General features: G+C 34.9%; 13 protein-coding genes. All 13 read left to right on the forward strand.

Going from position 1 to position 19,882, the window contains the following annotated elements:
* Nucleotides 1-213 precede the first annotated feature (213 nt).
* Entirely contained in the window at nt 214-1,248 is a 1,035-nt protein-coding gene (locus LPB88_RS03295; RefSeq protein WP_230712370.1) for a LacI family DNA-binding transcriptional regulator, read from the forward strand.
* A gap of 305 nt (nt 1,249-1,553) precedes the next feature.
* Nucleotides 1,554-3,716: an alpha-glucuronidase family glycosyl hydrolase gene (locus LPB88_RS03300; RefSeq protein WP_230712372.1), complete on the forward strand. Its 2,163-nt coding sequence runs from the start codon at nt 1,554-1,556 to the stop codon at nt 3,714-3,716.
* A gap of 19 nt (nt 3,717-3,735) precedes the next feature.
* Entirely contained in the window at nt 3,736-4,473 is a 738-nt protein-coding gene (locus LPB88_RS03305; protein WP_230712374.1) for an SDR family NAD(P)-dependent oxidoreductase, read from the forward strand.
* An 18-nt stretch (nt 4,474-4,491) separates the two neighbouring features.
* Entirely contained in the window at nt 4,492-5,679 is a 1,188-nt protein-coding gene (gene uxuA / locus LPB88_RS03310) for a mannonate dehydratase (protein WP_370635809.1), read from the forward strand.
* Between the two features lie 42 nt (nt 5,680-5,721).
* Nucleotides 5,722-6,834 carry an endo-1,4-beta-xylanase gene (locus LPB88_RS03315; protein WP_230712375.1) on the forward strand — a complete coding sequence of 371 codons (1,113 nt, stop codon included), beginning with the start codon at nt 5,722-5,724 and terminating at the stop codon, nt 6,832-6,834.
* 224 nt (nt 6,835-7,058) lie between these two features.
* Complete coding sequence (locus LPB88_RS03320; protein ID WP_230712376.1) at nt 7,059-8,492, forward strand: MFS transporter; 1,434 nt, start codon at nt 7,059-7,061, stop codon at nt 8,490-8,492.
* Nucleotides 8,493-8,520: 28 nt separating this feature from the next.
* The gene (locus tag LPB88_RS03325; protein ID WP_230712377.1) at nt 8,521-9,555 is read left to right on the forward strand and encodes a glycoside hydrolase family 43 protein; all 1,035 of its coding nucleotides are present in this window, start codon (nt 8,521-8,523) and stop codon (nt 9,553-9,555) included.
* A 45-nt stretch (nt 9,556-9,600) separates the two neighbouring features.
* Nucleotides 9,601-10,308 carry an NUDIX domain-containing protein gene (locus LPB88_RS03330; RefSeq protein WP_089350373.1) on the forward strand — a complete coding sequence of 236 codons (708 nt, stop codon included), beginning with the start codon at nt 9,601-9,603 and terminating at the stop codon, nt 10,306-10,308.
* A 267-nt stretch (nt 10,309-10,575) separates the two neighbouring features.
* Nucleotides 10,576-12,063, forward strand: a complete 1,488-nt coding sequence (locus LPB88_RS03335) for a xylulokinase (RefSeq protein ID WP_230712378.1) — start codon at nt 10,576-10,578, stop codon at nt 12,061-12,063.
* A gap of 4 nt (nt 12,064-12,067) precedes the next feature.
* Nucleotides 12,068-13,393 carry a xylose isomerase gene (xylA, locus tag LPB88_RS03340; RefSeq protein WP_230712380.1) on the forward strand — a complete coding sequence of 442 codons (1,326 nt, stop codon included), beginning with the start codon at nt 12,068-12,070 and terminating at the stop codon, nt 13,391-13,393.
* Between the two features lie 135 nt (nt 13,394-13,528).
* Entirely contained in the window at nt 13,529-14,185 is a 657-nt protein-coding gene (gene fsa / locus LPB88_RS03345; RefSeq protein WP_230712381.1) for a fructose-6-phosphate aldolase, read from the forward strand.
* Between the two features lie 539 nt (nt 14,186-14,724).
* On the forward strand, nt 14,725-17,814 hold the full coding sequence (locus LPB88_RS03350) for a TonB-dependent receptor (RefSeq protein WP_230712382.1): 3,090 nt from the start codon (nt 14,725-14,727) through the stop codon (nt 17,812-17,814).
* Between the two features lie 12 nt (nt 17,815-17,826).
* Nucleotides 17,827-19,770, forward strand: a complete 1,944-nt coding sequence (locus LPB88_RS03355) for a RagB/SusD family nutrient uptake outer membrane protein (RefSeq protein ID WP_230712383.1) — start codon at nt 17,827-17,829, stop codon at nt 19,768-19,770.
* Nucleotides 19,771-19,882: the final 112 nt, after the last annotated feature.

The following is a 19,882-nucleotide window of genomic DNA, read 5'->3' on the forward strand; positions in this document are numbered from 1 at the left end:
ATGATGGAGTGCTTTTCTGATAGCAAAACAACTAATTCGAACAACCGATTGTGTGAGAAAGAAACTTTCAGACAAAGAAATATCTTCTAAGAAATGTTTGAAAAATAATTGATTATTAAAAGAGGTTAAATGTTTATGATATACTAAATGCGCGGAGAATCAATTGTAATATAATTAAAATAATTACATTTACTTATTATACGATAGTAAGTAATGGAAGAACATAAACACGTAACGATATATGATATTGCCGAGAAGCTTAATCTTGCGACATCGACAATTTCTAGAGCTTTAAAAGATCATCATACTATTAGTGATAAGACAATTAAAAAAGTAAAGCAAACAGCCAAGGAAATGGGTTTTGTCCCAAATACTCTGGCTGCGGGTTTAAGGGGGAATAAATCAAGAACTATTGGTGTTTTAATCCCAACGATAACCCAACCCTTTTTGTCTTCTTTGATTAGTGGTATTGAAATTGCGGCTCAAAAATCTGAATATTCGGTACTTATTATGCAATCGCATGATTCATACGAGACAGAGGTAGATTTGGCTAAATCCTTATACAGTAATAGGGTAAGTGGAGTTATCTGTTCTCTGGCAATGGAAACGAAGGATACTTCTCATTTTCAGCAATTTTCCAATAATAATATTCCTCTTGTATTTGTTGATAGGGTTCCAAGAGATTATGATACTTTTCGTGTTGTAATTAATAATTACCTGGCGGGTTACAAGGCAACAAAACACCTGATAGAGCAAGGGTGCAGGAGAATTGCACACTTAACTGCCGGATCTGAATTTGGGACTCTTTACAATGAGCGAAAAAGAGGGTATGTTGATGCTTTATTAGAGCATGAACTTTTAGTAGACGAAGATCTGATTATAAGCCTAAAAGAAATGACTTATGAAGATGGGGTAAAGGCTTGTAATAAATTATTTGATTTAAAATCCCGTCCTGATGGTCTTTTTGCACCCGGAGATATTCTTGCTGTAAGCGCAGTTCAAACGGCTAAAAAAAGAGGCATTAAAATACCTGAAGATTTTGCAGTAATAGGATTTAATAATGATCCAATCTCGGAAATCATTGAGCCTAATATCTCTACTATCACGCATCCTGCCGAGAAAATGGGTAAAGCAGCTGCTGAATTAATTATTAAAAATTTAAAATCTGCTAAAGAAGAAGTGGATGCTAAAGAAATAACATTTTTAAATACACAAGTCCTTATACGTGAATCTTCCAAGCGGATTTAGGATTTATTTAAAACTATTTTATAACCTGTTAATGTTAGTATTAACAGGTTATTTTTTGCTGTAAAATCCTGTATCTAATTCTCTATTGATAATTCAATGACTGAATTGAAAGAACGAAATATGAAAATAAATCGTTTTTTATTTTTTTATTGGCATATTTTTGTATTTTAGCACAACCGATTGCAATTTGTTTAATATTCTTAATAGTATAATTTTTTAGCATTTTTTTTGCTAAATAATAATATTTTTAGCTTAATCTACAATTTGCATTTGAAAAATAAAATTTAAAAATCGCAGCTAATAAAATGACGCAAATAGAAAAGACTTTTTTCAAATCCATTTTACTCCTTTTTGCAGTTTGTTGGTCCGGTTCGGCTCAAAAGGATTATAAATTATGGTTGCAATACAATATAATTACTGACCCAGACTTAGCGAGAGAATACCTTTCCAATATTCAGGGAATTGTTTCTTTTGGCAATTCAGAGACTATAAAAATTGCCTGTGCAGAATTACAATTAGGTTTGGGTGAGATCTTAGGGAAGAAATTTGAAAACAAACCAATAACTGAGGAAGGTCGTAATATTATTATCGGTTCTAAAGAGTCGCTTGGTCCGGAAATTCAAAAAGAAATCGGGAGTTTTGATCTAATAAATAAAGAAGGTTTCATTATTAAATCAGTTTCCTTAAAAAATAAGAAACAAATTATTATTACCGGAAAAAGTGATGTTGGGGTTTTATACGGCGTTTACAGCTTTCTGAGGTTAATTCAAATCAATAAATCGATTGAAAATTTGAATATTATTGATTCACCAAAGATAAATATCAGAATATTAAATCATTGGGATAATTTGGACAGAACTGTTGAGCGTGGTTATGCTGGTTTTTCGTTATGGAATTGGCAAAAGTTACCTGGTTTTATCGATCAGCGATATATAGATTATGCCAGAGCAAATGCCTCAATCGGGATTAACGGAACAGTTTTGACCAACGTAAATGCAAATGCGTTGATCTTAACTTCGCAATATTTAGAGAAGGTAGAAGCTTTAGCTAATGTATTTCGTCCTTATGGAATAAAAGTATATTTAACTGCCCGTTTTTCGGCACCTATAGAAATTGGCGGTTTAAAAACAGCCGATCCAAAAGACGTCCAAGTAGCCAATTGGTGGAAAGAGAAAGCAAAAGAGATTTATAAAAGAATTCCGGATTTTGGAGGATTTCTGGTAAAAGCAAATTCTGAAGGACAACCCGGACCTCAAAATTACGGAAGAGATCATGTTGACGGAGCCAATATGTTAGCCGATGCCGTAGCGCCTTTTGGAGGTGTAATTATGTGGAGAGCATTTGTATATTCTGAACATGATGTAAATGACAGGGCTAAACAAGCTTACGCTGAATTTCAGCCGTATGACGGGAAATTTAAAGACAATGTAATTGTTCAGGTAAAAAATGGCGCAATAGATTTTCAGCCCAGAGAACCTTTTCATCCTTTATTTGGCGCAATGCCAAAAACGCCGATAATGATGGAATTTCAAATCACGCAGGAATATTTAGGTTTTAGTACACACTTGGTTTTTCTGCCAAAATTATTTCAGGAAGTTTTAGAATCAGATACCTATCAAAAGGGGAAAGGTTCAACGGTTGCCCAAGTAATTGACGGATCTTTAAGTCCCAGGAAACTTACCGGAATTGCTGGGGTTTCAAATATAGGCAATGATCTCAACTGGACCGGACATCCTTTTGCACAGGCAAATTGGTACGGCTTTGGGAGATTAGCATGGGATCCGTACTTAGATTCGGATGTAATTGCTGATGAATGGTTGCGATGTACTTTTTCGAACAATGAAAACTTGATTAAACCAGTTAAGGAAATAATGATGAAGTCAAGAGAAGCGGTTGTAAATTATATGACGCCACTTGGGTTACATCATATTATGGACACAGGGCATCATTATGGTCCGGGACCTTGGGTTTCTAATTTATCCAGACCAGAATGGAATCCAACTTATTATCACAAAGCTGATAAAAACGGAATTGGTTTTGACAGATCAAAAACAGGAACAAATGCCACAAGTCAATATGCATCAGAAGTAGAGAAGGTTTTTGATAATCTCGAAACGTGCCCTGAACAGGATTTATTATGGTTTCACCATGTTTCGTGGGATTACAAATTAAAAAATGGTCAGACACTCTGGAACGGTTTGGCTTTAAAATACCAAGAAGGTGTAAATCAGGTTCAGGAAATGCAAAATACCTGGAATAAAACAGAAAAATATCTTGACAGCGAACGTTTTAAAGAAGTGCAAATGTTACTGGAAATTCAATACAAAGAAGCAAAATGGTGGCGAGATGCCTGCTTGCTATATTTTCAGCAATATTCGGGTAAAGAATTACCGGTTGGAGTAGAAAAACCAACGCAAACTTTAGAGTATTTCAAATCATTAAAATTTCCGTTTGCACCTGGAAATTAATTATATAAAAGAAAGTAATATGAACACAAAAACCGCAATTGTAACCGGAGGAAATTCAGGTTTGGGTTTTGCAACAGCGAAGAAATTATGTGATAGCGGAATCACAACGTATATCATTGGAAGATCAAAAGAAAAGACAGAAGAAGCTTGTGCAGAAATTGGTCCAAATGCAATTCCGGTTTTATTTGATTTGAATGATATCGCGGGAATTCCTGCCATCATTACAAGCATAACAAAAAATAATCCAATCGATATTTTGGTGAATAATGCTGGAATTAATTTAAAGAAAGAGTTTTTGGATGTAACCGATGAAGATTTTCTATCGATAATCCATACTAATTTGCTGAGTGTTTTTGCTGTGAGTAAAGCTGTAGTAAAAAACATGAAAGAAAATAATGGAGGAAATATTGTCAATATTAGTTCAATGGCGTCGCAATACGGAATCCCAAAAGTAATTGCGTATTCGGCAAGTAAAGGCGCAATAGAATCTATGACAAGAGCGATGGCTGTAGAATTGGCTCCCTTTGGCATTCGTGTCAATTGTGTGGCTCCGGGTTTTATCAAAACAAAAATGTCGGCAAAAGCTTTAGACAGTGATCCCGAACGAAAAAATAAAGTGCTCTCGCGAACTCCAATGGGAATTTTAGGAGAACCTTCGGATATTGCAGATGCAGTTTTTTATTTTGCGTCAAGCGAATCTAAATTTACAACCGGAACTATTTTGCCGGTTGATGGCGGAAATAGTATTGGTTTTTAATCAAAAACAATACATATCATGATAAAAATGCAACAAACCATGCGTTGGTTTGGTCCTCAGGATTCTGTAAAATTAATAGATATTAAACAAGCCGGAGCAATGGGAATTGTAACGGCTTTGCATCAAATTCCGGTTGGAGCTATTTGGACAATTGCCGATATTAAAGAAAGACAGGGAATCATTAAAAAGGCAGGATTGGAATGGACAGTTGTAGAGAGTTTACCGGTTCACGAAGAGATTAAAAGAGCAAGCGGAAACTATTTGCAATACATCGAAAATTATAAAATCAGTATAAAGAATCTTTCGGATTGTGGCATTAAAGTAATCACCTATAATTTTATGCCCATTTTAGATTGGGTTCGAACAGATCATGATTTTGTAAATGAAGATGGAAGTAAAGCTTTGTTATACAATCAGGAAGCGTTTACTTACTTTGATGTTTATCTTTTAAAAAGACCAAATGCTGAAAACGATTATGCTGAAGTTGAGAAGGAAAATGCACTGAGATTTGGTAACAAACTTTCTGAAGATGAAAAAGCATTATTGTTCAAAAATGTGTTATTAGGACTTCCGGGAAGTAAAATCAATTTTACGGCAGAACAAATTCTTTCGTTATTAGATAATTATGCTGATATAAGTAATGAAAAACTAAGAGAAAACCTGATTTATTTTTTATCAGAAGTAGCTCCAATTGCGCAGGAATTAGGTTCAAAATTAGCGATTCATCCTGACGATCCTCCATTTTCGGTTTTGGGATTGCCAAGAATTGTTTCTACGGAAAATGATATTAAAGCAATTTTTGAAGCAGTTCCTTTACACTCAAATGGATTGTGTTATTGTACCGGTTCTTTAGGCGCAAATCCTGAAAATAATCTGGAAAAAATTATAGATAATCATGGAGACCGAATTCACTTTTTGCATCTTCGAAATACTTTGCGCGAAAGTGAAACTATTTTCAGGGAATCGGAACATTTAAAAGGTGATACAAAAATGGAAGTTATTGTAGAAAAACTACTTGTTTTAATGAACAAAACAAAAGTGAGTTTACCCATGCGTCCCGATCACGGTTTTTTGCATGCTGTTGATGAAACAAAAGAAACTTATCCTGGCTATTCTCTGATAGGAAGATTAAAAGGATTAGCCGAATTAAGAGGTCTCGAAATTGGAATTGCTTATAAGCTGAAAGAGTTGCTGCAAAACGATTAAATAGAGTAATAAAAATAAACTATTAACCTTATAACCAGAAAAATGAAATTAATTAATCACCATCTGTTGCTTTTGTCTGTCATAATTTTAAGCAGCTGTAATGCAAAAAAAGAAGTAAAAGCCATTTCCTTAAAAGACAGCTATAAAAATGATTTCTATATAGGAACAGCTTTAAGTAAAGATCAGATTGAAGAAAAAAACACCAAGGAAGATTCTTTGATTAAAAAGGAGTTTAATGCGATAACGGCAGAGAATATTATGAAATCGATGTTTATACATCCTGCAAAAGACAAATACGATTTTACATTATCGGATAAGTTTGTAGCCTACGGCGAGAAGAATAAAATGTTTATTCACGGTCACACCTTGATCTGGCACAGCCAATTGGCACCTTGGATGGGAAAAATTAAAGATAGTACCGAAATGAAAGCTTTTATGAAAGATCATATCACCACAATTGTATCTAAATACAAAGGTAGAGTTGATTCCTGGGATGTGGTTAATGAGGCTTTAAATGAAGACGGAACTTTAAGAAAATCGATTTTTTTAAATACACTTGGAGAAAAATACCTTGTTGATGCTTTCAAATTAGCCGCCGCCGCAGATCCAAAAGTTGATTTATATTACAATGATTATAATAATGAAGAGCCGGCAAAAAGAGAAGGAAATATTAATTTAATCAAAAAGATCAAAGCAGGTGGAGGAAAAATTGACGGAGTAGGTATTCAGGCACATTGGAAATTGAATTATCCATCATTAGATGAAATTGAGAAAAGTATTTTAGCCTATTCTGCCCTTGGTGTTAAAGTTGCATTCACGGAACTTGATATTTCGGTATTGCCAAATCCAAAAGATTTAAATGGCGCTGATGTTAATCAGAATTTTGAAGGGGATACTAAAATGAACCCTTATCCTAAAATACTTCCGGATTCTGTGCAGGTTAAACTAGCGGAACGTTATGTTTCAATCTTTAAATTATTTTTAAAACACAAAGACAAAATTAGCCGTGTAACATTTTGGGGAGTTCATGATGGGCAATCATGGTTAAACGACTGGCCTATAAAAGGCAGAACAAATTATCCGTTATTGTTCGATAAAGACCTGAAACCCAAGAAAGCGTACTACGACGTAATAAAGCAGAATGATATAAAATAATAAAAAATGATGCTTAAAAACGTTTTTTATTAATAAATACACAACCGAATGTGTTAATTGATTATATTCATTTAATAGTTTATAACGCAGTTGTTTATTCTGATTTTTTGTATAATTTTACACAACCGATTGTTTAAAGAAATATTCGATTTTTTAGTACTAATTATCTATTCCGAATTTAGAAAAACAAAATCTAATTTCAAGCCAAAATAACCACATAAATAATGAATTACATTTCACAAAAATTATCCATTAAAGAAAAAATCGGCTATAGTTTAGGAGACCTTGCTGCAAATTTAGTTTTCCAGACTTTGATGACCTATCTGGCTTATTTCTATACTGATATTTATGGATTGTCTCCCACGCATTCTTCTATTATTATGCTCGTTGTAGGACTAATTGCAGCTTTCATTTTTAATCCTATTATTGGTATACTGGCAGACAGGACCATTACAAAATGGGGAAAATTCAGACCATGGATATTAATAACAGCCATACCACTAGGTGTTATTGCATTACTGGCTTTTACAACACCAAATTTCTCTTATCAGGGAAAAGTAATTTATGCCGTTGTAACCTATACTTTATTACTGCTTTTTTATGCCAGTAACAATTTACCCTATTCGGCTTTAAGCGGAGTAATTACGGGCGATATGAAAGAAAGAAACAGTTTGTCTTCTTATCGTTTTGTAGCGGTAATGTTTGCCCAATTTTTTGTTCAGGTTTTCATGCTCGGAATTATCAAAAGTGCCGGAAACGGAGACAAGGCTATTGGTATCGAAAAAGTAATGACCGTTTTAGCAATCATTGGTACAATTATGCTGCTCATCACATTTTTAACAACAAAAGAGCGCATTATTCCAAAACCGGAGCAAAAATCCAGTGTTCGTGAAGACCTGAGTGATTTAATGAAAAACAAGCCTTGGGTAATCATGCTAAGTCTTACAACATTAGTATTTATCACTTTGGCCATGAAAGGAGGATCTTATGTGTACTATTTTGAAAATTATGTAGATAAAAAACAGCTGGCACTTTTTATACAGCCCATCTTAGAAGTGCTGTCGAAAATAGGATTAAATCATTTTGGGAATGATCCCGTTTCTGCAGGTTTTGGATTGTTTAATGCAGGCGGAATTATCTTTATGATCGTCGGAATTACTTTGTCTAAAAACCTGGCTGATAAATATGGCAAGAGAAATATATTTGGTTTGTTTTTATTCATTTCGACCTTATTTATTCTCGCCTTTTATTTCTTTTCGCCAAGAGCCATTGGCTTTATCTTTTTCTCTCAGATTTTACACGGATTTTTCTACGGAATCACAATTCCGCTTCTCTGGGCAATGATTGCAGATGTTGCTGATTATTCAGAATGGCTGAATAAGCGTCGCGCTACAGCCATTATTTTTTCGGCTATGATGGTAGGTTTAAAAGCGGGTTTAAGTATTGGCGGTTCATTGACAACCTTGTTTTTAGGATATTTTCACTATGTGCCAAATTCTCTAATCCAAACAGATTTTGCTATAAACGGAATCAAATTATTGGTCAGCGTTTTTCCTGCAATACCTTTTTTAACTGGTGTTGCCCTGTTATTTTTCTATAAAATTGATAAAAAAACAGAAGTACAAATAGAGGCCGATTTAAAAGAAAGAAGAACTTAATTATTTTATATAAAACAAAAAAAAGACTATGCCTGAAGATAGTATTGAAGAAATTAATTTCGAGCAAATTAATAAAGAAGCCATTTCACAACCCTTAGTATCCCATATTTATACAGCAGATCCATCTGCACATGTATTTAATGGTAAAATTTATATTTACCCATCACACGACATCGATGCCGGTATTCCTTTTAATGATAATGGAGATCATTTTGGTATGGAAGATTATCATGTGTTTTCAATGGAAAATATCAATTCAGAAACTTTGGACAATGGTGTGGCATTGCATGTAAACGATGTGCCGTGGGCAGAAAAACAAATGTGGGCACCTGACGCAGCTTGTAAAAACGGAAAATATTATTTGTATTTTCCTGCCAAACGTGCTGACGGAATTTTCCAGATTGGAGTGGCAAGCAGCGATTCACCTATTGGCCCTTTTTTACCGGAGTCTGAGCCTATTAAAGGAAGTTATAGTATTGATCCTGCTGTTTTTGAGGACGATAACGGAGAGCATTATATTTATTTTGGAGGTATTTGGGGAGGACAACTTCAAAAATACAGAAACAATAAGTATGATAAGAATTATGAAGAACCAACGGATAATGAGCCTGCTTTAGGCCCAATAGTAGCGTTATTGACGCAGGATATGTTGGGATTTGCCGAAGAGCCAAAAGAAATTAAAATTTTGGATGAAAACGGTGAGGTACTAATGGCTGGAAATAATGCCAAACGTTTTTTTGAAGCTTCCTGGGTACATAAGTATAACGGGAAATATTATTTTTCATATTCTACAGGCGACACTCATTTTATTTGTTACGCCACAGGAGATAGTCCATATGGGCCGTTTACTTATCAGGGCCGAATCTTAAATCCGGTAGTTGGCTGGACTTCGCATCATTCTATTTGTAAAGTGGAGGAGGAGTGGTATTTATTTTATCATGATTCGAGTTTGTCAAAAGGGATAACTCATTTAAGGAGTATGAAAGTAACCAAAATCGATTATCGCGAAGATGGAAAAATTGTTACCATAGATCCCTATGGAATACGAAGAGCAATAGACTAAGGTCTTTGTCAATTGAAAACAATAATAGTTTAAAATTTATTTTCTATGGAAAAGGGAGATGAAAGAGCTAAAAAAATCACTAAACAATATAGTACTAAAAAAATCGAAATTGATTGCGTAATATTTAATTTTGATCATAACAGTCTTGAGGTTTTATTAGTAAAGCAGGAAGATAATGAAGGAGTTGTAACTTGGGGACTGACCAGTGATTACATAAAAAAAGGGGAAACAATATTGAGTACAGCTCATAATATTTTGAAGAATTATACAGGCGGTGATCATTTTTTCTTAGAGCAGTTAAAAGCGTTTAGTTATAAGCCATCACCTTCATTACAAGAAGATATTTCGATTGCCTATTATGCCTTGGTAAAGCAGGATAATCAGATCAAGGATTCCTATAATTCTGATGTCAAGTGGATTGGTATTAATGAAATTATCGGTTTAAACGACAAGCATAAAATAATATTAGATTTTAGTTTAAAAGAATTGCGGGCAAGTATTTGCAAAAGCGCCATAGGATTTAATTTACTGCCGGAGAAATTTACGTTACTACAGGTCATAAATCTTTATGAAGAGATTTTGGGAATCGAAATAAACAAATCAAATTTTAGAAGAAAGCTTTTGCAGACAGGAATCGTACATGATTCAAACGAAAAAGAAGAAGATGTTTCGCACAGAGCGGCAAGGTTTTACAGTCTGAATTTGCAGAATCATGAATTATTATCGTACAATGAATTCAATTTTAATTTTTAAAGTATTGTTTATGATTGCGATATTCTTCTGCAAAAATAGTGTTTTGTCGGGTTTATAGTAACGATTGCGTGAGGGGATAGAAGTCAATGTGATTAAGTTAAGCTTTTATAAACTAAAATTTAATCTCGCAAAGACGCAAATCGCAAAGCTTAAACACAATATTGTCATTTCTGTAATGACAAAATCTTTGCCAAATTATTACAATTTCAATTGTATTATATGGTGTTATTTGCCTACAAATTTAATTTAAGAAAATCATTATAAGTTATGTATTATATAGGATATGATATAGGGAGCTCTTCGGTCAAGGTTGCCTTGGTTGAAGCTGCTACAGGAAAAAAAATAATCGTTTTGCACGAACCGCAAAACGAAATGGAAATTGTGTCATTGCATCCGGACTGGGCAGAACAGGATCCTGAAATTTGGTGGCAGTACATTTGCGTGGCAACAAAAAGAGCGATTCGGGAAGCTAATATCGAAGCGTCTAAAATTCAGGGAATTGGTATTTCTTATCAAATGCACGGATTGGTTATTGTGGATAAAGACGGAAATGCACTTAGAAATTCTATTATTTGGTGCGACAGTCGTGCCGTTGAAATTGGTAATACGGCTTTCGCCGAAATTGGACCCGAAAAATGCTCAGAGCACTTGTTGAACTCTCCGGGAAATTTTACGGCTTCAAAACTCAAATGGGTAAAAGAAAACGAACCTGAAATTTATAATCAGGTATATAAATATATGCTGCCGGGAGATTATATCGCATATAAACTTACGGGAGATATTACAACGACAAAAAATGGTTTGTCCGAGGGAATGCTTTGGGATTATAAAGAAAACAAAGTGGCCAACTGGCTGTTGGATTATTACGGAATCGATCAATCATTGACGCCGGATATTGTGGAGAATTTTACCAATCAAGGCGTTTTAAACGAAAAAGCATCAAAAGAAACAGGACTTCCTGTAGGTATTTCTGTGGTATACAGAGCGGGAGATCAGCCTAATAATGCTTTGTCATTAAATGTATTGAATCCTGGTGAAGTTGCTGCAACGGGCGGAACTTCGGGAGTTTTTTATGCTGTAAGCGATATGTCTACGGGTAATAAAACAAATAGAGTAAACAATTTTGTTCACGTTAATTACGAATTGGAAACACCAAGAATTGGAAAATTATTAAATATTAACGGAGCCGGAATTCAGTACCGTTGGCTGCGAAACAATATGGGTGATGAAACCTATGAATCAATGAACCGAAAAGCATCTAAAATTGCCATTGGATCTGATGGAGTGGTGGTGATTCCCTTTGGAAATGGTTCCGAGCGTATGTTTAACAATAAAAACATTGGAACACACTTTTTAAATCTCAACTTGAATATTCACAATAGTATGCATTTGTTCAGGGCTTCTCTTGAAGGAATTGCTTTTTCGTTTGTGTATGGAATGGAATGTTTGAAAGAGGACAATGCGACAATAAATGTAATTAGAGCCGGAAATGATAATTTATTCCGCTCTGAGATTTTCTCTAATACAGTGGCAACATTAATTGGTCATGAAATCGAAATTTACAATACAACCGGAGCCGTTGGCGCAGCAAGAGCAGTTGGTTTAAAAGATGGTGATTACAATAAATTTGGATCAAGTATTACAACTAACGATCACGTAATGACTTTTTTACCATTAAAAAACAAAGAGCCTTATGACAAGGCGTATCAAAAATGGAAACAAGAATTAGAATTTATATTAACACGTAAAAAATAAAAAAATGATAGTTTTAGGAAATAAAGAATACTACAAAGGTATTGGTCAAATTAAATTTGAAGGCAAGGAATCTGATAATCCATTAGCATTTAAATATTACAATCCGGATCAGGTTGTTGCCGGAAAAACAATGCGTGAGCATTTTAGATTTGCTATTGCATACTGGCATACTTTCTGCGGACAAGGGAGTGATCCGTTTGGTCCGGGAACGCAAAATTTTGCCTGGGATCAATCTTCAGATCCAATTCAGGCAGCGAAAGATAAAGCTGATGCCGCTTTTGAGTTTATCAGCAAAATGGGATTTGATTATTTCTGTTTTCACGATTATGATTTAGTAGCCGAAGGACCAACGTTTGCAGAATCGGAAAGACGTTTGGCAACCATTACCGAATATCTAAAACAGAAAAAAACAGCCTCTGGAATTAAATTGCTTTGGGGAACATCAAACTGTTTTTCGAATCCAAGATTTATGAATGGTGCAGCTACAAATCCTGATTTTAATGTAGTGGCAAGAGCCGGAGGTCAGGTAAAATTGGCTTTGGACGCAACGATTGCTTTAGATGGGGAAAATTACGTATTCTGGGGTGGACGTGAAGGTTATATGTCTTTATTGAACACAGATATGGGAAGAGAATTAGATCATATGGCACAATTTTTAACCATGTCCAGAGATTATGCAAGATCGCAAGGTTTTAAAGGAACTTTTTTCATTGAGCCAAAACCAATGGAACCATCAAAACATCAATACGATTTTGATTCGGCAACAGCAATTGGATTCTTAAAAGAATATGGTTTAGATAAAGATTTCAAAATCAATATCGAAGTAAACCACGCAACATTGGCGCAACATACTTTTCAGCATGAACTGGAAGTGGCTGCAAAAGCCGGAATGTTAGGGAGTATTGATGCCAACAGAGGAGATTATCAAAACGGTTGGGATACAGACCAATTCCCAAATAACATTCAGGAAACTACAGAAGCGATGCTGGTTTTCTTGAAAGCTGGCGGATTACAAGGCGGAGGGGTAAACTTCGATGCTAAAATCAGAAGAAATTCTACAGATATCGAAGATGTTTTCCTGGCTCACATTGGTGGTGCTGATACTTTTGCAAGAGCATTATTGACTGCAGATAAAATTATTACTTCTTCTGCGTATGAAAAATTAAGAAAAGAAAGATACAGTTCATTTGATGCAGGAAAAGGAAAAGACTTTGCTGATGGGAAATTAAACCTTAAAGATTTGTATGATATTGCCAACCAAAATGGGGAGTTATCATTGCAAAGCGGTAAACAGGAATTGTTTGAGAATATTATCAATCAGTATATTTAATAATAGATATGTGATAGTTGTAGAAAGTTAATTTCTGAAACAACTATCTGATAAACATTTTGCGCACATCTTTGTCAAAGTTTAAAACTTTGACAAAGATGTGCGCAATAATTAACCAAATTAAAACCCAAAAGCATGAAATTTTTTATAGATACTGCCAATTTACAAGACATTAAAGAAGCACAGGAATTAGGCGTTTTAGATGGTGTAACAACAAACCCATCCTTAATGGCAAAAGAAGGTATTACTGGAAAAGATAATATTTTGAAACATTATCTGGATATTTGTACTATTGTAGACGGAGATGTTTCGGCAGAAGTTGTTTCAACAGATTTTGAAGGAATGGTAAGAGAAGGTGAAGAACTCGCTGCATTACATCTGCAAATTGTGGTTAAGTTACCCATGATTGCAGATGGAGTAAAGGCTTGTAAATATTTTTCGTCAAAAGGAATCAAAACCAATGTAACATTGGTTTTTTCGGCGGGGCAAGCCTTACTGGCAGCCAAAGCAGGGGCAACTTATGTTTCTCCTTTTTTAGGAAGACTAGACGATATCTCAACTGACGGAATGCATCTAATTGAGGAGATTAGGGAAATTTATGATAACTATGAATACAAAACCCAAATTCTCTCCGCTTCGATAAGACATACCATGCATATTGTAAATTGTGCAAAAGTAGGTTCAGATGTTATGACCGGACCGCTTTCTGCAATTAAAGGGCTGCTAAAACATCCATTAACCGATATTGGGCTTAATCAATTTATTGAAGATGCCAAAAAAATGAAGCTATAATATTCTTATTATTAGTTTAATAAATCAAGGTTACTGGTTTTTAAATCATTTTTATAACTGCAAAAGCTTCTTTTAAATTCAATTTAAAAGAAGCTTTTCTGTTTTTAATAACAACCGATTGTTTTATGACTTTTTTGGTTGTTTTTTTTACAAAAGAAAGCAAGGTTAAATGCTTATTAATGGCATATATAAGGCTTTGTTATCCTGTTTATCTCTTTTTTAACAATATTTTTACTTTAAAAAAGAACTATTTTGTGATAACAGCTTATTCAGTTTTATTTTTATGTTTTTTTTAATTAAATGTAAATAATACCTCAGAATTACTAAAATTGCAATTAAAATTAATTCAGTTGATAGGTATTGTTTACTATTTTAAGTTATTAATTGCGCAAAATATTTTTTAAAGTACTTTTTTTTATGAAATATTTAAAATAATAATAAACAACCGATTGTGTATTAACTCCTTTTTTTTATATTTGTTATAAATACACTTATTAACTAAACCAAAATTAAATTTTAACTATCTAACATTAATTTTTATGACTAACTTTTTTGTTACAAGTAAAACGAAGCATCTAAAAGGCTTTTGTTTTTTGATATTAATGTTTGCGATATCACTCCATTTGAGTGCGCAGACAAAAGTTACCGGAACTGTATCGGATGCCAATGGCCCAATTCCGGGAGCTAACATAAATTTAAAAGGAACAAAAAATGGTGTAAGTACAAGTTTTGACGGTACTTATTCTATGAATGTGCCTTCTAATGGAGTTCTTGTTTTCAGCTTTATAGGTTTAAAAAACAAAGAAATAAACGTAAACGGACAAACCCAGATTAATGTAAAACTCGAAGAAGATACAGGTACTCTAAAAGAAGTAGTTGTTATTGGGTATGGAACGCAAAGAAAAGAAGCCGTAACAGGATCTGTAGCATCTATTGGAGGCAAGGAATTAAATGAAGTACCTGCTGCCAACGTAACTCAGGCATTACAAGGAAGACTTGCCGGTGTAGATTTAACACAAACTTCTACAAAACCGGGAGCAGCAATGCAGATACGCATACGCGGAACCAGATCTTTAACCGGAAGCAATGATCCTTTAATTGTTTTGGATGGAGTTCCGTTTGCAGGTTCTATAGGAGATATAAATCCTGTTGATATCAAATCTGTCGATGTTTTAAAAGATGCTTCTGCAACTGCTATTTATGGTTCGCGTGGTGCAAATGGGGTAATATTAATTACAAGTAATAAAGGACGTAAAAATCAAAAAGCTACATTTAATTATAATGGATTCAGTGGTATCAAGCAAGTTTTTGGTAAATACGATATGATGGATGGTGCTAAGTTTGCAGCACTTCGTGATTATTCAACTTTATATACAGATGGAATTGATGAATCAAGAGGCACAAATACAGACTGGCAGAATTCGCTTTACGGAGCAGGTGAAATGATTAGTCATGACGTTAGTGTTTCCGGAGGAACGGAGAACGGAGCTTATAATGCAGGTTTAGGTTATTACAAAGAAGAGTCTGTACTGCCGGGCCAAAAATATGAACGCTTTAGTATTAGAGCAGGTTTAGATCAGCAGTTGGGAGGTGCTTTTCGTATAGGATTTAATACAAATAGTAACTATGCTGTGACCAATGGAGATAACATAGGTACAGGGACTATTCTGGCAACCTCTCCATTAGCCAATCCTTATAATCCGGATGGATCTTTAAAAAGAACCGTTAGAATGGGAGCAGATGAGAACTGGGTTTACACCAGAGAGTCCATTAATAATTTAGGAGAATCCTATGTTAATCAAACCAGAGCTTTTAGTTCTTATAATAATATTTTTGCCGAGGTGAAAATACCAGGAGTACAAGGTTTGAAATATCGTATGAACACTGGGTTAAATTTACGTTTGTCTAATAGTGGGTATTATGAAGGACAAGGAGTATTTGATGTAAATCCTACTACGATCTCTAATGCATCCATTAGTAACACATTATCAACACAATGGCTTATTGAAAACCTGATAACATACGATAAAACTTTTGCAGAAAAACATACTTTAAATTTTGTTGGATTATATTCAAACGAGCAGTTTACAGGAAATACTTCGCAAGTATCAAGAAACGGAATTACTTCGGATGCATTTCAATTTTACAACTTAGGACAAAGTGAAGAGGAAGCTGTTATAAATCCTGCAAATCAGGATTATACACAATGGGGTTTAAGTTCTTATATGGCCAGAGCAATGTACTCATACGATAATAAATATTTTATTTCGGGAACAATTCGTTCAGATGGTTCATCAAGATTAGCAAAAGGAAATAAATGGGTAACGTATCCGGCTGTTTCTGCGGGATGGACAATTTCAAATGAATCCTTTGTAAAAAAACTTTCATGGATTAATTTACTAAAAGTACGTGCAGGATATGGAGAAACTTCTAATCAGGCTGTAGATCCGTATCAAACTTTGGGAGCTTTAAGTACAAGACCTTATAATTTTGGAACTACAAATTCTACAGGCGTATATGTTACAACATTGCCTAATCCTAATTTAGGATGGGAATATTCGACAACATGGAATTACGGATTGGATTTTGCATTTCTTAATAATCGTTTATCAGGTACGATCGAATATTACAAAACAAATACAAAAGATTTACTGCAAAGAGTAGGCTTACCGGCAACATCAGGAGTGAGCAGTTATGTTGCCAATGTTGGTGAGACTGAAAACAAGGGATATGAAATATCTTTGAACGGTGTTATTCTCGATAATCCAAAAGGATTGAGCTGGACAGTTGGAGTTAATTTATATGCTAACCAAAATAAGTTAGTTAAACTTGCCTCGGGATCTCAAAGAGATGAAGCCAACTCTTGGTTTGTAGGTTACAATATCAATTCTATTTATGATTATCAAAAAGTAGGCATCTGGCAAGAAGGTGATCCATACATGTCTACATATGAACCTGGACCAACAGGTATCAACCAGCAGGGAACAGTAGTAGGATCTATCAAAGTTAAATATACAGGAGATTACAATCCGGATGGTTCACCAACACGTGCCATTAATGCAAGTGACAGACAAATAATAGAAACTGATCCGGACTTTCAAGGAGGCTTTAATACCAGTTTAACCTATAAAGGTTTCGATTTTTCTGCTGTTGGAGCATTTAAAAGCGGAGGGATATTAGTCAGTACACTTTATGGAGGTAATAGTTATTTAAATCTTCTAAATGGTAGAAGAAGTAATGTCGATGTAGATTACTGGACACCGGATAACAGAGATGCGGAATTTCCAAATCCACGAGGTATCAGAAGCGGAGATAACCCAAAATATATGTCAACAATGGGCTATTTTGATGCATCTTACGTAAAAATCAGAGCCTTAACACTTGGATACACTTTAGATCAGCAATTCATGAAAAGTTTAGGTATTGAAAAACTAAGACTTTATTTTACGGCTCAGAATCCTTTTGTATTCTTTTCTCCTTATCACAAAAAGTCTGGAATGGATCCTGAAACAAATTCTTTTGGAGATGAAAATCAGGCAGTAAATTCATACCAACGCAGGTTTTTGGTTATTGGAACAAATACACCTTCGACCAGAAATTTTTTATTCGGACTTAATTTAACATTTTAATCAAGAAGAACTATGAAACGATATATTTTTAAAAATTTAATTATAGGATCAGTAGTTTTGTTCTCCTTTGCAGGCTGCTCTGATATTTTAGAAGAAAAACCACATGATTTTTATGAACCTGGCTATTTTAAAACAGAACAGGGAGTTTTACAGGGCTTAACCTCGCATTATGCTCATTTACGTTGGATATATGGGCAGGCTTATTATTACAATTCTGTTCAGACAGGTACAGATGAAAATACTTATGGACAACAAGCCGACGGAAATTTCAAAGATCATGATTTATCCGGAGTTGGAGTCATTAATGCCACCTCGAGCAGAGCCGATGTAGTATGGAACAATTCATATAACGATATCAATACCGCAAGCGGAATTATCGAAAATGGCGCAGCAGTAGGTGTAGCAAGTAGTTTAATTGCCGAATCTAAATTTTTCAGGGCTTTTGATTATTTTTTATTAGTACAGAATTTTGGAGGTGTTCCTTTAGATTTAGGAACAGGAGACCTGAAATTTAATAGTAAACCGTCAAGATCTTCAAAACGAAATACGGTAACAGAGGTATACACAAAAGCTATTTTTCCGGATTTAGTAGCAGCAGTAAATGAATTGCCTAATACTCCAAGATTAACAGGTACGGCAACTAAAACTTTAGCCCGTTTAATCTTATCAAAAGCTTATCTGACATATGCATGGTGGTTAGAAAATCCAAACAATATCCCTACATATCCTGATACGCCAAGAACAGATCCTGACGGACACAATGCACAATGGTATTTTCAACAGGCGTATAATATAGCTTTAGAGGGAATTAATAATCCGGGATCGTATGCATTATTGCCTTATTATTATGATGTAAACTTAGGATCTAATGATCGTAATAAAGAATTAATGCTTTATGCAGATCATACAGAGGAAAGCGAATATTATAATGGAGCAAGTCTTACTTACGGCAGCGGAGGATCACCGGATAACTTTGCAGGCTGGATGGGAACATGGAATTATACGGCTATAAGAAGTAAAAATGCTTCCGGAGCTGCGGTTTCTACTGTGCAGCGTGCGGCTGATCAATTCTTAGGACGTCCGTGGGTAAGAATGGTACCGCCTATTGAAGTTTTTACAAACACTTTTGCAGACAAAGCAAACGATTCAAGATATGACGGAACATTTGCAACTGTTTATCGTGGAAACTGGAATTTACTTGGAACAGGATTAACCGACGTAGCAACATTGTATAATGCTAACGGATTACCGGTAAAACCAGGCGATGCTATTGTAACTTTTCTTAATGATGAACCCGCAACACCAATTACATATCCTGCCGGAGCAGGCGATAACGGTGTGGGTGCCGGAGTTTTACCAGGCAGATCTGATTATGTAATTTCTCCATCGGGAATAAGCAGGATAGTATATCCTGGTTTATGGAAACAAGGGCCATACCGTACTGATAATGCCGGAGGATTAGGACAGCCAAATGCAGGAAGTACAAGACCATATCCGGTGGCTAAATTTTCAGAACTTTATTTTGTTGCGGCAGAAGCTGCAGTAAAAGGAGCAACCGGGGCTGTATCAGCAAGAGATCTTATCAATGTGATAAGAGCCCGTGCAGGAAAATGGCGCTGGGATAATAATGGTAAAGTGGCAAAAACGGCAGACAATAGCGCTTTGTTAACAAGTACAACTCCTGCCATAATTGATATCAATTACATTCTGGCAGAACGTTCCCGTGAATACTATGGCGAGGGTTATCGTTGGTATGATTTAGTAAGAACTCAAAAATGGAATGAACTTGCCGGAAAATATACAATTGGCGGATCAAATTACGGACAGCATACACCACAGGTGGTTACAAGAACTATAGAACCCCATCATTATCTGCGCCCTATTCCGCAAGGACAATTAGACGGTATGGAAATGTCAGATGCAGATAAGAAAGCCTACCAGAATCCGGGCTATTAATCTTTTTTCAAAAGCAAATTTGATCCTATTATAAGTGTTGATTTTACAGAGTAGCCTTATAAGTTGGTTTTTTCACGTTTGCTTAGTTTGAAGCCGAGGGGTAATTCCTTCG

Origin of the sequence: Flavobacterium sp. JAS (assembly GCF_020991455.1) — a bacterium.
GTDB lineage: Bacteria > Bacteroidota > Bacteroidia > Flavobacteriales > Flavobacteriaceae > Flavobacterium.